This window comes from Kocuria turfanensis (genome assembly GCF_001580365.1).
GTDB classification, from domain to species: Bacteria; Actinomycetota; Actinomycetes; order Actinomycetales; family Micrococcaceae; genus Kocuria; species Kocuria turfanensis.
On the sequence record NZ_CP014480.1, the window covers coordinates 1 to 14,710 of the forward strand.

The following is a 14,710-nucleotide window of genomic DNA, read 5'->3' on the forward strand; positions in this document are numbered from 1 at the left end:
ACTGGGACTGAGACACGGCCCAGACTCCTACGGGAGGCAGCAGTGGGGAATATTGCACAATGGGCGGAAGCCTGATGCAGCGACGCCGCGTGAGGGATGACGGCCTTCGGGTTGTAAACCTCTTTCAGCAGGGAAGAAGCCACAAGTGACGGTACCTGCAGAAGAAGCGCCGGCTAACTACGTGCCAGCAGCCGCGGTAATACGTAGGGCGCAAGCGTTGTCCGGAATTATTGGGCGTAAAGAGCTCGTAGGCGGTTTGTCGCGTCTGCTGTGAAAGCCCGGGGCTCAACCCCGGGTCTGCAGTGGGTACGGGCAGACTAGAGTGCAGTAGGGGAGACTGGAATTCCTGGTGTAGCGGTGAAATGCGCAGATATCAGGAGGAACACCGATGGCGAAGGCAGGTCTCTGGGCTGTTACTGACGCTGAGGAGCGAAAGCATGGGGAGCGAACAGGATTAGATACCCTGGTAGTCCATGCCGTAAACGTTGGGCACTAGGTGTGGGGGACATTCCACGTTCTCCGCGCCGTAGCTAACGCATTAAGTGCCCCGCCTGGGGAGTACGGCCGCAAGGCTAAAACTCAAAGGAATTGACGGGGGCCCGCACAAGCGGCGGAGCATGCGGATTAATTCGATGCAACGCGAAGAACCTTACCAAGGCTTGACATTCACCGGACTACCCCAGAGATGGGGTTTCCCTTCGGGGTCGGTGGACAGGTGGTGCATGGTTGTCGTCAGCTCGTGTCGTGAGATGTTGGGTTAAGTCCCGCAACGAGCGCAACCCTCGTTCTATGTTGCCAGCACGTGATGGTGGGGACTCATAGGAGACTGCCGGGGTCAACTCGGAGGAAGGTGGGGATGACGTCAAATCATCATGCCCCTTATGTCTTGGGCTTCACGCATGCTACAATGGCCGGTACAAAGGGTTGCGATACTGTGAGGTGGAGCTAATCCCAAAAAGCCGGTCTCAGTTCGGATTGAGGTCTGCAACTCGACCTCATGAAGTCGGAGTCGCTAGTAATCGCAGATCAGCAACGCTGCGGTGAATACGTTCCCGGGCCTTGTACACACCGCCCGTCAAGTCACGAAAGTTGGTAACACCCGAAGCCGGTGGCCTAACCCCTTGTGGGAGGGAGCCGTCGAAGGTGGGACTGGCGATTGGGACTAAGTCGTAACAAGGTAGCCGTACCGGAAGGTGCGGCTGGATCACCTCCTTTCTAAGGAGCCGTTGACCGCCGTGTGGTGGTCGCCCCCGCCCTAGTGCCCGTGCGTGGTGCTGGTGGGGTGAGCTCATGGGTGGAATGTCAACGAGCAAGCGGCCGCACCTCGTGTGCCGGCCGGGTTCTTCTTCAGTACCCGCTCCGCTGTGTTCTCTGGTCCTTGCGGGCCGGGGGGTCGGTGGGGTGGTGGAACGGCTGATACCCGGGTGGTGGGGGTGTGGTCCATGGCGCACTGTTGGGTCCTGAGACAACAGGGCCCTCGTGGTTTCCGGGTCTTCCGGTGCTGCTGTCCCCTCAGGGGGGTGGTGGTGCGGGGGGCCGGGGTCGTGGGGGTGTGTTGGCTCTGGTTGTCCCGGCGCCCCACCGGTGCGGTGGGTCGGTGCGGTCCTCCTTGCGGGGGTCCGGTGCCGCCCCCCGAAGCACCATGGTGTGGGGTGTGTGGGTTGTTGTTTGAGAACTGTATAGTGGACGCGAGCATCTTAAGAACGCCCGTGCCCTCTCCTGCTTCCGCTGCGTGCGGGGTGGGTGGTGGTGCGGGAGAGTTCGTGATTGATCGCCGCCGACGACTGCGAGAGCGCGTGTTCGTGCTGGTGCTGCTGCCTTTCGGGGTGGGGGTGCCGGTGGACGGGTGCTGGTTGTGGTTGTTGGTCGGTGTGTTCTGTGATCATGTGGCAAGTTTTTAAGGGCGCACGGTGGATGCCTTGGCATCAGGAGCCGATGAAGGACGCGGTAATCTGCGATAAGCCTCGGGGAGCTGATAAACGAGCTGTGATCCGAGGGTCTCCGAATGGGGAAACCCCGCCACGTGTTATGCGTGGTGACCCGTACCTGAATGCATAGGGTGCGTGGAGGGAACGTGGGGAAGTGAAACATCTCAGTACCCACAGGAAGAGAAAACAACAGTGATTCCGTCAGTAGTGGCGAGCGAACGCGGAAGAGGCCAAACCGATGGTGTGTGAGACCCGGCAGGGGTTGCATCATCGGGGTCGTGGGGCGTGTCGTCCCGGGTCTGCCGGCCCGGGCGTGTGAGTGCAGGGCGATAGTCGAACCGGTGTGAGTGCCGGGCCGTAGAGGGTGGGAGTCCCGTAGACGAAATCGCCGCTGCCGCGCGGAGCATGTACCCAAGTAGCACGGGGCCCGAGAAATCCCGTGTGAATCTGCCAGGACCACCTGGTAAGCCTAAATACTACCTGATGACCGATAGCGGACCAGTACCGTGAGGGAAAGGTGAAAAGTACCCCGGGAGGGGAGTGAAATAGTACCTGAAACCGTGTGCCTACAATCCGTCGGAGCCCTACAAGGTGACGGCGTGCCTTTTGAAGAATGAGCCTGCGAGTTAGTGTTACGTCGCGAGGTTAACCCGTGAGGGGTATCCGTAGCGAAAGCGAGTCTGAACAGGGCGAGTGAGTGGCGTGATCTAGACCCGAAGCGAAGTGATCTACCCATGGCCAGGTTGAAGCGCGTGTAAGAGCGCGTGGAGGACCGAACCCACTTCAGTTGAAAATGGAGGGGATGAGCTGTGGGTAGGGGTGAAAGGCCAATCAAACTTCGTGATAGCTGGTTCTCCCCGAAATGCATTTAGGTGCAGCGTTACGTGTTTCTTGCCGGAGGTAGAGCTACTGGATGGCCGATGGGCCCTACAAGGTTACTGACGTCAGCCAAACTCCGAATGCCGGTAAGTGAGAGCGTAGCAGTGAGACTGTGGGGGATAAGCTTCATAGTCGAGAGGGAAACAGCCCAGACCACCAACTAAGGCCCCTAAGCGTGTGCTAAGTGGGAAAGGATGTGGAGTTGCTCAGACAACCAGGAGGTTGGCTTAGAAGCAGCCACCCTTGAAAGAGTGCGTAATAGCTCACTGGTCAAGTGATTCCGCGCCGACAATGTAGCGGGGCTCAAGTACACCGCCGAAGTTGTGGCATTGCACCAACGATACCCAGCCGTCCCTTTCGTGGGGGTGGTTCAGGTGGTGCGATGGGTAGGGGAGCGTCGTGTGGGCAGTGAAGCTGCGGGGTGACCCAGTGGTGGAGCCCACACGAGTGAGAATGCAGGCATGAGTAGCGAATGACGGGTGAGAAACCCGTCCGCCGGATGATCAAGGGTTCCAGGGTCAAGCTAATCTGCCCTGGGTCAGTCGGGACCTAAGGCGAGGCCGACAGGCGTAGTCGATGGACAACGGGTTGATATTCCCGTACCGGCGAAGAACCGCCCCTATCGAACCGGGGACACTAACCACCCGAACCGCACCAGGTGCCGGCCATTGGCCGGTCGCCGGTGTCGGGGAGCGTGGGACCTGAACCGGGGAGGTAAGCGTATTAACAGGTGTGACGCAGGAAGGTAGCCGAGCCGGGCGATGGTAGACCCGGTCTAAGCGTGTAGGGCGATCCGTTGGCAAATCCGCGGATCACGTGCCTGAGACGTGACGGGACCCCCATCCGTGGGGGGATTCGGTGATCCTATGCTGCCGAGAAAAGCATCGACGCGAGGTTCCAGCCGCCCGTACCCCAAACCGACACAGGTGATCAGGTAGAGAATACTAAGGCGATCGAGAGAATCATGGTTAAGGAACTCGGCAAAATGCCCCCGTAACTTCGGGAGAAGGGGGGCCCGGACCGTGGACACCACTAGCTGGTGCGAGCGGGTAAGGGCCGCAGAGACCAGGGGGAAGCGACTGTTTATCAAAAACACAGGTCCGTGCGAAGTCGCAAGACGAGGTATACGGACTGACTCCTGCCCGGTGCTGGAAGGTTAAGAGGACCCGTTAGCCTCACGGCGAAGCGGAGAATTCAAGCCCCAGTAAACGGCGGTGGTAACTATAACCATCCTAAGGTAGCGAAATTCCTTGTCGGGTAAGTTCCGACCTGCACGAATGGAGTAACGACTTCCCCGCTGTCTCAACCATGAACTCGGCGAAATTGCAGTACGAGTAAAGATGCTCGTTACGCGCAGCAGGACGGAAAGACCCCGAGACCTTTACTATAGTTTGGTATTGGTGTTCGGTGTGGCTTGTGTAGGATAGGTGGGAGACGGTGAAGCGGGCACGCCAGTGCACGTGGAGTCAACGTTGAAATACCACTCTGGTCACTCTGGACATCTAACTTCGGCCCGTGATCCGGGTCAGGGACAGTGCCTGATGGGTAGTTTAACTGGGGCGGTTGCCTCCTAAAGAGTAACGGAGGCGCCCAAAGGTTCCCTCAGCCTGGTTGGCAATCAGGTGTCGAGTGTAAGTGCACAAGGGAGCTTGACTGTGAGAGCGACAGCTCGAGCAGGGACGAAAGTCGGGACTAGTGATCCGGCGGTACATTGTGGAATGGCCGTCGCTCAACGGATAAAAGGTACCTCGGGGATAACAGGCTGATCTTGCCCAAGAGTCCATATCGACGGCATGGTTTGGCACCTCGATGTCGGCTCGTCGCATCCTGGGGCTGGAGTTGGTCCCAAGGGTTGGGCTGTTCGCCCATTAAAGCGGTACGCGAGCTGGGTTCAGAACGTCGTGAGACAGTTCGGTCCCTATCCGCTGCGCGCGCAGGAAATTTGAGAAGACCTGTCCTTAGTACGAGAGGACCGGGACGGACGAACCTCTGGTATGGCAGTTGTACCGCCAGGTGCACCGCTGCTTCGCTACGTTCGGAAGAGATAACCGCTGAAAGCATCTAAGCGGGAAGCTCGCTTCGAGATGAGATTTCCAGACACCACTTGGTGTGAGAGGCCCCCAGCGAGACCACTGGGTTGATAGGCCGGAGGTGGAAGCACGAACCAACGACGTGTGCAGCCGACCGGTACTAATACGCCGACAACTTACCCCACACCCAGCCCGCGGTGGGCCGGCACGGGCCACGGCTGCACCACCGCAGCACACAATTGCATCCACAGTCATCACTGTGACCAGATTTCCCCCCCCACCCCGCCGGCACCGGCGCGGGAGAGCACCGGGGGAGACAGAGTTACGGCGGTCATAGCGTGGGGGAAACGCCCGGTCCCATCCCGAACCCGGAAGCTAAGACCCACAGCGCCGATGGTACTGCACCCGCCAGGGTGTGGGAGAGTAGGACACCGCCGGACCACACCGACAAGGGTCGAGCCCCCGCACCACCAGGTGCGGGGGCTCCCCACATTAAGCGCAGCACATGACCACACCCCCACCACACCCCCCCAGGCCCCGCACCCACCGGTGCGGGGCCTTTCCTCATGCCCGCACGCGACGCAGGAGGAGAAGCGCCCGACCGGCCTAGCATGAGCGTACGCACCGGCGGCCGACCACTCCTGAGGACCTCGAAGTGCTCCGCATATGGGTCCCCGCCGGGCCCGACATGATCCTGTGGTCCGGGCCGAGACTGTTCCGGGGCTGTCGCTGCGGCGCAGAATGGGGTCATGTCGGACACCAGGGGCGCGCAGAGCAGCGAGGGACCACGCGTCGTGGAGGTGGGGGAACAGATGACCGTGGTGGTCGCCGGGAAGGTGCCGATCGACGGGCTGCGGGAGTTCTTCGATGCGGCGTTCCACGAGTTGGGCCGGCGCATCGACCGCGGGGAGCTCCGCCCGACGGGTCCGGCCCTGTCGCTCTACCACTCGGAACCGGGACCGGTCGTGGAGCTCGAGGTCGGGTTCCCGGTGGCGGAGCAGGTGGCGTCGGCGGGGTCCGTCGTCGTCGGGCGGATCCCGGCGACCCGCGCGGTGACCTGTACTCACCACGGCGACTACGACGGGCTGAGCTCGTCGTGGGAGAGGCTGCGGACCTGGGCGCAGGAGCGGCACCTGCGCCTCGGTGCGCCGCTGTGGGAGGTCTACGTGACGGAGCCCCGCCCGGGTGACGACCCCCTAGACATGGTGACGGAGCTCTACTGGGCCGTGGAGGCCTGACCGTCGGCTGCACCTGCACGGTGTGACGCAGGCCCCGACCTTGCGGTCGGGGCCTGCGTCGTGGACGGAGTCGCCGGATCAGCGGCCGGAGACGAGGACCTGCGCGTCGTCCTGCTCGGCGGCCACCTCCGCCGCGTCCCCGCGCCTGCCGACGAGCTTGTCCACGACCACGGCGATCGCGCCGTCGCCCGTGACGTTGGTCGCCGTGCCGAACGAGTCGATGGCGATGTAGGTGGCGATCATGAGCCCGACGGCGGTCTCGTCGAAGCCCAGCATGCTCTGCAGGACCCCCACGGCGGCCATGATGGCCCCTCCCGGGACGCCGGGGGCCGCCACCATCGTGACCCCCAGCATGAGGATGAATCCCAGGAAGGTCAGGTTGTCGATGGGCATCCCGGTGATCGTCATGATGGCCAGCGAGAAGAGGACGATCTTCATGGTGGAGCCGGCCAGGTGGATGGTGGCGCACAGCGGAACAGCGAACCCCGCGACCGGCTTGCTGACGCCGTTGGCCTCGGCGCACTTGAGGGTCACCGGAATGGTGGCGGCGGAGGAGGACGTGCCCAGGGCCGTCGCGTATGCCGGGAGCATGTTCTTGAGGAGCACCAGCGGGTTGCGCCGGGCGTAGGCACCGGCGATCCCGTACTGGACCAGCAGCAGGACGATCGTCAGGACGAGGGCGAGCACCACGACCTTGAAGAAGGTCGAGATCACGGCGGCGATCTGGCCGTTCATGGTGAGGCCCATGAACATCCCGAAGATGTAGACGGGGAGCAAGGGGATGATGACGAGCTCCACGATCCGCATGATGATCCGCCGGAGGTCGTCCATGGTCCGGTGCAGGGTGTCGCCCGGGATGAGCGTGATCCCCACCCCCAGGCAGAACGAGAGCAGCAGCGCCGTCATGACACCGAAGACGGGGTCCATCTCGAGGACGAAGTACCCCGTGAGGGCGCTCTCCTCCGGATTGGCCAGCGGATTGACGTCCTGCTGCCCGCCCAGCAGCCAGGGGTAGCTGCCGCGGGCGACGAGGAAGGCCAGAACGCCGGAGAAGACGGTGGACGCGTAGGCGATACCTGCCGTGATGCCGAGCCACTTCCCCGCTCCCCGCCCGAGGTCCGCGATGGCAGGGGTGACGAGGCCGAGGATGAGCAACGGGACGATGAAGCCGAGGAAGGCGCTGAAGAGGCCGTTGAACGTCAGGAACACCCGTGCGAGCGGTTCGGGGAAGAACAACCCGCAGGCGATGCCCAGGACGATGCCGAGGAGCACGCGCACCAGCAGGTGGGACGTGAGGGGTTTCTTGGTCATGGGCCAATTATCGGCCCCGGAGAAGGCCTCACGAACCGGAAGGGGCCCGGGCGGGCCTCCTTTAGAATGGAGGACGATCAATTGGCGGACCCGTGTGCGGTCCCCTTCGACATCCACGAGCGCCGCCCCCTTCCGGACGGCACAGAGGAGCGGTACGTGTCCGAGTCTTCCCAGCACGGTTCCCAGGGCGATCGCCGGAACAGCGGTTCCGGCGACCGTCGGTCCGGCGCAGGCGCCCGACGCGACGGCGGCCGCTCGAGCGGCGCGCCTCGCCGCAGCTTCTCCCGCGACGACGAGCGGTCCGCTGGTCGACCCGGTGGCGACGGCCGTTCGCAGGGCTTCCGGGGCCGCAGCGACGACCGCCAGGGTGAGGGCCGTGGTGGCTACGCCCCGCGCGGTGACCGGCGGGATGATCGCCGTGGTGACAGCCGTGGTGACAGCCGGGGCGAGAACCGCGGGGGCTACCGTGACCAGCGTCCGGCACAGGGCGAGCGTCGTGACGCCCGATCCGGGGACCGGGGGCCTCGCCGTGACGGCGAGGGACGGACGGAGGGCTACCGTGGGCGCCGTGACGAGGCTCAGGGTGACCGCCGCGGTGGGTACGCCGCGCGCGGTGACCGCCGTGACGAGGGTCAGGGCGAGCGCCGCGGTGGGTACGCTCCGCGCGGTGACCGGCGTGACGACCGCCGTGACGACCGGCGTGGTGGCTACCCGGACCGCGGTGAGGGCTACCGCGGCCGGGGCGACGAGCGTCAGGGTGAGCGGGGGCCGCGCCGTGATGGTGAGGGCTACCGTGGGCGCCGTGAGGAGGGCCAGGGTGACCGCCGCGGTGGGTACGCCCCGCGCGGTGACCGCCGTGACGACCGGCGTGGTGGCTACCCGGACCGCGGTGAGGGCTACCGCGGCCGGCGTGAGGAGGGTCAGGGCGAGCGCCGCGGTGGGTACGCTCCGCGTGGTGACCGCCGTGACGACCGGCGTGGTGGCTACCCGGACCGCGGTGAGGGCTACCGCGGCCGGGGCGACGAGCGTCAGGGTGAGCGGGGGCCGCGCCGTGATGGTGAGGGCTACCGTGGGCGCCGTGAGGAGGGCCAGGGTGACCGCCGCGGTGGGTACGCCCCGCGCGGTGACCGCCGTGACGACCGGCGTGGTGGCTACCCGGACCGCGGTGAGGGCTACCGCGGCCGGCGTGAGGAGGGTCAGGGCGAGCGCCGCGGTGGGTACGCTCCGCGTGGTGACCGCCGTGACGACCGGCGTGGTGGCTACCCGGACCGCGGCGAGGACTACCGGGGCCGCCGTGACGACCGCACGGAGGTCTCCACGCACCGTCACCGCGCCCCCGAGATCGACGAGGACATCACGGGACGGGAGCTCGACAAGCCGACCCGCGCCCAGCTGGGGGCCCTGGAGCCCCGCAACGCCGAGGCCGTCGCCAAGCACCTGGTCATGGCCGGCCGCTACCTGTCCGACGACCCCGCGCTGGCCCTCGAGCACGCACAGGCCGCGGGCCGCCGCGGCGGCCGCATCGCCGCGGTCCGGGAGGCCACGGGCGTCGCGGCCTACGAGGCGGGGGACTACGCGCTCGCGCTCAAGGAGCTGCGCACGTTCCGCCGGATGACCGGCGCCGAGATCCACCTTCCGCTCATGGTCGACTGCGAACGCGCGCTGGGCCGCACCGACAAGGCGGTCGAGCTCGCGACGTCCGAGGCCGCCGCGTCCCTCGAGACCAGCGAGCGGGTCGAGCTCGCCATCGTTCTCGCCGGCATGCGCCGTGACCAGGGGGACGCCCAGGGCGCCGTCGACGCGCTGAGCATCCCGCAGCTCGACAAGAACCGTGGCTTCTCCTACAGCCCGCGCCTGTTCCGCGCCTACGCCGAGGCCCTCCGGGGTGTCGACCGGGCACGCGAGGCGCTCACCTGGGACCGGCAGGCCGTGGTGGCCGAGGCGGCGCTCGGGATCGGCCAGTTCGCCGAACCCGAGATCCTCGACTTCGACGACGAGGAGGAGACCGAGCAGGCACCGCCCACCGGCGTCGCCCTGACCGAGCCGGAGACGGCCACGGAGGACGCGCCCACCGCCGAGTCCGCGGGCGCCGTGGTGTCCGAGGACACCCGGGCAGGTCTGCGGGAGGAGCCGGCCGACAGCACGGACGACAGCGCCGAGCACGAGTCCGACGACGTGCTCGACGAGGGTGCCGACGAGGAGCCCGAGGACGACGAGGGCGCTTCGGACGGCGATCTGGATCCCGACGACGACTTCGAGGGCGGGTCGGAGGACGACCTGGACCCGGACGACGACGAGGAGCTCCTGGATCCCGAGGACCACGGTGCCGCCCCGCACGATCCGTCCGACGACGGCGAGGGACGCGGTGCCCAGGATGTCTGAGCGCCTTCTCGACCGCTACGACGCGGTCCTGAGCGACCTGGACGGCGTCGTCTACGCCGGTCCGCACGCGATCCCGGGGGCACCGGAGGTCCTGCGCCGGATCTCCTCGGAGGGCGTGCCCGTGATCTACGTGACGAACAACGCCTCGCGCTCCGTCGCCACGGTCGCCGCGCACCTCACGGACCTGGGCGTGCCCACGAGCCCCGAGTGCGTGGCGAGCTCGGCCCAGGCCGGCGCCGAGCTCCTGGCGCAGCGTCTGCCCGCCGGCACGAAGGTGCTCCTCACGGGGTCGCAGGCTCTCGCGGACGTGGTCGCGGACGCGGGGCTCGTGCCGGTCCGCACGCAGGAGGAGGAGCCCCGCGCCGTCATCCAGGGGTTCGACCCCGGCATCGGCTGGGCCCAGCTGGCCGAGGCGTCCTACACCCTCGCCGATCCCGACGTGCTGTGGGTCGCGACCAACACCGACCTCTCGATCCCGCAGGCGCGGGGACTGGCCCCGGGCAACGGGACCCTGGTGGCGGCGGTCGCCGCCGCCACCGGTCGTGCGCCGGTGGTGGCGGGCAAGCCGGAGGCCCCCATCTTCCGCACCGCCGCCGAGCGCGCCGGCAGCGCACGGCCCGTGGTGCTGGGGGACCGGCTCGACACCGACATCCGGGGCGGCAACGCCGCCGGGTTCGCCACGGTGGCCGTCCTCACCGGCGTGGACACGCTCGAGACCATCCTGGCCGCGTGCAGCGCGGAGCGCCCCGACCACGTCGTCGGGACCCTGGAGGAGCTCTTCGCCCCCTGTCCGGAGGTCGAGGTCACCGCCGCGCCGGGCGGCCACGAGGCGCGCTGCGGGACGGCGACCGCCCAGACGGACGGCACCCGGGTGCGGATCCGGGGGTCCCGGGGAGACCTCGACGCCTGGCGGGCCGCGTGCGGGGCCTGGTGGGCCGCGCACCCCGACGCGGAGGCGCCCGTGGCCCCGGTCCTGGAGTGGGAGGCCGCGGCATGAGCCCCGACGCCGGCACGGCGTCCCCGACGGGTCACGCCCGTGTGGACGCGGTGCTCGAGCGGGCCGCGGAGCTGGACGCGCTGCCCGTCGCGGAGCACCCCGGCCGCTACGAGGAACTGCACGCCGACCTCGTCGCCGAGCTCAACGCCGAGCCGGGGACCGTCCCGGCCGGGCTGGTCCCCGGCCGGGAGGCCGGGCAGGAGCAGAACGGGTCCCGATGAGCGCGCGCCTGGACCAGGAGCTGACCACCCGGGAGCTCGCCCGCTCCCGCACCGTGGCCGCCCGCTGGATCGCCGAGGGCAGGGTGCTGGTGAACGGCGAGCCGGCCACCAAGGCCTCCGTCCGCGTCGGCGCCGACGACCGGCTGGAGATCCGGCCCGCGGACGGCCCCGACTACGTCAGCCGCGCAGGCCACAAGCTGGCCGGTGCCCTGACGGCCTTCCCGGACATCACCGTGGCGGGCAAGCGCTGCCTCGACGCCGGCGCCTCCACCGGGGGCTTCACCGACGTGCTGCTGCGGGCCGGAGCCCGGGAGGTGGTCGCCGTGGACGTCGGCCACGACCAGCTCGTGCCCGCGCTGCGGCAGGACGACCGGGTCCGGGTGTTCGAGGGCACGAACGTGCGCTGGATGCGGCCCGAGGACATCGGCGGCCCGGCCCAGCTGACGGTGTGCGACCTCTCCTTCATCTCGCTGACCCTGGTGGTCGGCCCCCTGGCGGCGGCCACCGTGCCCGGCGGCGACCTGGTGCTCATGGTCAAGCCGCAGTTCGAGGTCGGCGCCGACCGGCTCGCCCGCACCGGCGTGGTCACCAGCGAGCAGGAACGGGCGCGGGCGGTCGACGCCGTGGCCGCCGCCGCACGGGCCCACGGGCTCACGGTCCGGGGCCAGGAGCGCAGCCCGCTGCCCGGCCAGGACGGCAACCACGAGTTCTTCCTGTGGTGCCGCCGGGACGTGGAGAGCGCCACGCCCTGACTGTCTTCGCCCTCGCGTAGGGTGGTGAGCGGTGCCCGGTCCCGGGCACGGCGCGCAGCACGGGCCGGTCCCGGTACCGACGACGCCCGCGTGCACCGAGCAGTCCAGAACGGGAGGATCCTGTGAGCCGGAAGATCCTGGTCATGGCCCACATGGGCCGGCAGGAGGCCAAGGACGCCGCGCGCGACTCCTGCCTCCAGCTCCACGACGCCGGACTGGTGCCGGTGATCTCGCGCGCCGACCTCGAGGCGCTCCAGGAGGACGGGCTCCCCCTCGTGCCCGTGGAGGTGATCGAGGAGGACGTCTCGCTGCGGGAGATCGAGCTGGTCATGGTGCTCGGCGGGGACGGGTCCATCCTGCGGGCCGCCGAGCTGGTGCGCAGCGTGGACACTCCGCTGCTGGGCGTGAACCTCGGCCACGTCGGCTTCCTCGCCGAGAGCGAGCGCTCGGACCTCGCCGAGTCCGTCGAGGCCATCGTGGACGGGCGCTACACGGTGGAGCAGCGCATGACCATCGACGTCACCGTGTGGCAGGACCAGAAGAAGGTCCTGCACACCTGGGCCCTGAACGAGGCCTCGGTGGAGAAGGGCGACCGCGAGAAGATGATCGAGGTGGTCGTCGAGGTCGACCGGCGGCCGCTGAGCACCTTCGGGTGCGACGGCGTGGTGCTGGCCACCCCCACCGGCTCCACCGCCTACGCGTTCTCCGCGGGCGGGCCCGTCGTGTGGCCGGAGGTCGAGGCGCTGCTCCTCGTCCCGCTGAGCGCCCACGCCCTGTTCGCCCGGCCGCTGGTCATCTCCCCGAACTCGATGATGGCCGTGGAGGTCCTCACCCGCACGGACGCCCGGGGCGTGCTGTGGTGCGACGGCCGGCGGACCACGGAGCTGCCGCCGGGGTCCCGGATCGAGGTGGTGCGCTCGCCGAAGGCGGTCAACCTCGCCCGGATGCACCGCACGCCCTTCTCCGAGCGGCTGGTCCGGAAGTTCGAGCTGCCCACGACGGGCTGGCGCGGTCCGGTGCCCCCGCAGGAGGCGACCGCGGCCCGGACCGCCGCCCTGCCCACCGTCCGCGCCGACGGCGGCGGCCGGGTGGCGGCGCTGCCGAAGTCGACGGTGGGCCACGAGATGCCCCACGACCCGGACCCGGCGACCCTCGGGAGCCGGCACGAGCGGACGGAGGCCGACTGAATGATCGAGGAGATCCACATCCACGACCTCGGCGTCATCACCGACGCCGTGCTGCCGCTCGGGCCGGGGCTGAGCATCCTCTCGGGTGAGACCGGCGCGGGCAAGACCATGGTGGTCACCGCCCTGGGGATGCTGCTCGGCAACCGCTCCGACGCGGGGGCTGTGCGCTCGGGGGCGCCGCGCGCCGTCGCCGAGGCGGTCGTGCGGGTACCGGCCGGGCACCCGGCCGCGGCCCTCGTCGAGGACGCCGGCGGAGCCGTCGACGTCGAACCCGTGGGCGACGCGGACGAGGCCCTGGTCACCGTGGCCCGCACGGTGACGGCGGAGGGGCGCAGCCGGGCCCACGTCGGGGGCCGCTCCGCCCCCGTGGGCACGCTCTCGGCCGTGGGGCAGACCCTGGTGGCGGTGCACGGGCAGTCCGACCAGCTGCGGCTGAAGTCCGCGGCCGCCCAGCGCCACGCCCTCGACCAGTACGCGGGGGAGGAGCTGGCGGCCGACCTGCGACGCTACCGGGAGCTGCTCGCCGAGTACCGCACCGTGCAGCAGACCCTGCGGGAGGTCACCGAGCACGGCCGGGAACGCGCCCTCGAGGCCCAGACCCTGCAGGGCGCCCTCGAGGAGATCGACGCGGTGGACCCCGAGCCCGGCGAGGACGAGCGGCTCGACCAGGAGAGCCAGAAGCTCACCAACCTGGAGCAGCTGCGCGCCGCGGCGCTGACCGCGCACGCGGCCCTGAGCGGCGGGGAGTTCTCCGACGGCGACAGCGCGGACGCGACCGCGCTCATCGCCGCCGCGCACCGGGCCCTGGACCAGGAGGCGGGCTCGGACCGCGACCTGGAGGAGCTCGCGGGCCGGGTCGCGGAGCTGGCCGTGCTCGTCAACGACATCGCCGCGGACCTCTCCGGCTACGCGTCCGGCCTCGACGACGAGGGCCCGGCGCGCCTGGCCGAGGTCGAGGCCCGCCGGGCCAAGCTGAAGGCTCTGACCCGCAAGTACGGGGCCACGGTGGACGAGGTCCTCGAGTGGGCGCAGCGCTCGCGGACCCGCCTCGACGAGCTCACCGACGACCCCGCCCGAGAGCAGGAGCTGCGCGCGCGCCTCGAGCAGCTGCACGCCGGGCTGAGCGAGCTGGCCGCGCGGATGACCGAGCGGCGGCAGGACGCCGCGCACCGGCTGTCCGAAGCCGTCAGCGCCGAGCTCACGGCCCTGGCGATGCCCAACGCCTCCCTGGTCATCGAGGTGGAGCCCACCGAGGAGTTCTCCGGCCACGGCCGGGACGAGATCGCCTTCCTGCTCAAACCCCACGCCGGCGCCGCCCCGCGGCCCCTCGGCAAGGGCGCCTCCGGCGGTGAGCTGTCCCGGCTGATGCTGGCCATCGAGGTGGTCCTCGCCGCGGTCGACCCCGTGCCCACGTTCGTCTTCGACGAGGTGGACTCGGGCGTGGGCGGCAAGGCGGCCGTGGAGATCGGGCGCCGGCTGAAGATGCTGGCCCAGCACGTCCAGGTCCTCGTGGTGACGCACCTGCCGCAGGTGGCCGCCTTCGCGGACCAGCACATCCTCGTCACCAAGAGCCGGGACTCCACCGTCAGCGACGTGCGCGTGCTGGACGAGGAGGAGCGCGTGGTGGAGCTGGCCCGCATGCTCGCGGGCCACGAGGACTCCGCGGCGGCGCGCGAGCACGCCCGCGAGCTCGTCCGCGACGCGCAGCTCTGAGCCCGTCGCCCGTCCGGGAGGTCGCCGTCCGCGCGGCCGGCCGCACGGTGATCCGCAGCACGCAACCGGTGT

General features: G+C 68.7%; 8 protein-coding genes and 3 rRNA genes. 10 read left to right on the plus strand and 1 reads right to left on the minus strand.

Annotation, left to right across the window (positions count from 1 at the left end; genetic code table 11):
- The 4 genes from AYX06_RS00005 (at position 1) to AYX06_RS00020 (ending at position 6,075) form a co-directional block, all read left to right on the plus strand.
- Positions 1-1,215, plus strand: a 16S ribosomal RNA gene (locus tag AYX06_RS00005).
- A 672-nt stretch (positions 1,216-1,887) separates the two neighbouring features.
- Positions 1,888-5,021: ribosomal RNA gene (locus AYX06_RS00010) — 23S ribosomal RNA — on the plus strand.
- 139 nt (positions 5,022-5,160) lie between these two features.
- A 5S ribosomal RNA gene (gene rrf, locus AYX06_RS00015) occupies positions 5,161-5,277 on the plus strand.
- The 16S, 23S and 5S rRNA genes sit together here, the layout of an rRNA operon.
- 309 nt (positions 5,278-5,586) lie before the next feature.
- The gene (locus tag AYX06_RS00020) at positions 5,587-6,075 is read left to right on the plus strand and encodes a GyrI-like domain-containing protein (protein WP_062733171.1); all 489 of its coding nucleotides are present in this window, start codon (positions 5,587-5,589) and stop codon (positions 6,073-6,075) included.
- Between the two features lie 78 nt (positions 6,076-6,153).
- Here the strand turns inward: AYX06_RS00020 and AYX06_RS00025 are convergent, their stop codons facing one another.
- Positions 6,154-7,386, minus strand: coding sequence for a dicarboxylate/amino acid:cation symporter (locus AYX06_RS00025; RefSeq protein WP_062736784.1), 1,233 nt, complete (start codon positions 7,384-7,386; stop codon positions 6,154-6,156).
- Positions 7,387-8,829: 1,443 nt separating this feature from the next.
- Here AYX06_RS00025 and AYX06_RS00030 point away from each other — a divergent pair.
- The 6 genes from AYX06_RS00030 to recN all read left to right on the plus strand — a co-directional run bounded on the left by AYX06_RS00030 (position 8,830) and on the right by recN (position 14,638).
- On the plus strand, positions 8,830-9,768 hold the full coding sequence (locus AYX06_RS00030; RefSeq protein ID WP_062733173.1) for a hypothetical protein: 939 nt from the start codon (positions 8,830-8,832) through the stop codon (positions 9,766-9,768).
- Entirely contained in the window at positions 9,761-10,765 is a 1,005-nt protein-coding gene (locus tag AYX06_RS00035; protein ID WP_062733175.1) for an HAD-IIA family hydrolase, read from the plus strand. Before AYX06_RS00030 ends, AYX06_RS00035 begins: the two co-directional genes overlap by 8 nt.
- Entirely contained in the window at positions 10,762-10,986 is a 225-nt protein-coding gene (locus AYX06_RS00040; protein WP_062733177.1) for a hypothetical protein, read from the plus strand. Before AYX06_RS00035 ends, AYX06_RS00040 begins: the two co-directional genes overlap by 4 nt.
- On the plus strand, positions 10,983-11,738 hold the full coding sequence (locus AYX06_RS00045) for a TlyA family RNA methyltransferase (RefSeq protein ID WP_062733179.1): 756 nt from the start codon (positions 10,983-10,985) through the stop codon (positions 11,736-11,738). The genes AYX06_RS00040 and AYX06_RS00045 overlap by 4 nt, the downstream gene beginning before the upstream one ends.
- A 122-nt stretch (positions 11,739-11,860) precedes the next feature.
- Positions 11,861-12,925: an NAD kinase gene (locus AYX06_RS00050; RefSeq protein WP_062733180.1), complete on the plus strand. Its 1,065-nt coding sequence runs from the start codon at positions 11,861-11,863 to the stop codon at positions 12,923-12,925.
- Positions 12,926-14,638 carry a DNA repair protein RecN gene (recN, locus tag AYX06_RS00055; RefSeq protein WP_062733182.1) on the plus strand — a complete coding sequence of 571 codons (1,713 nt, stop codon included), beginning with the start codon at positions 12,926-12,928 and terminating at the stop codon, positions 14,636-14,638.
- Positions 14,639-14,710: the final 72 nt, after the last annotated feature.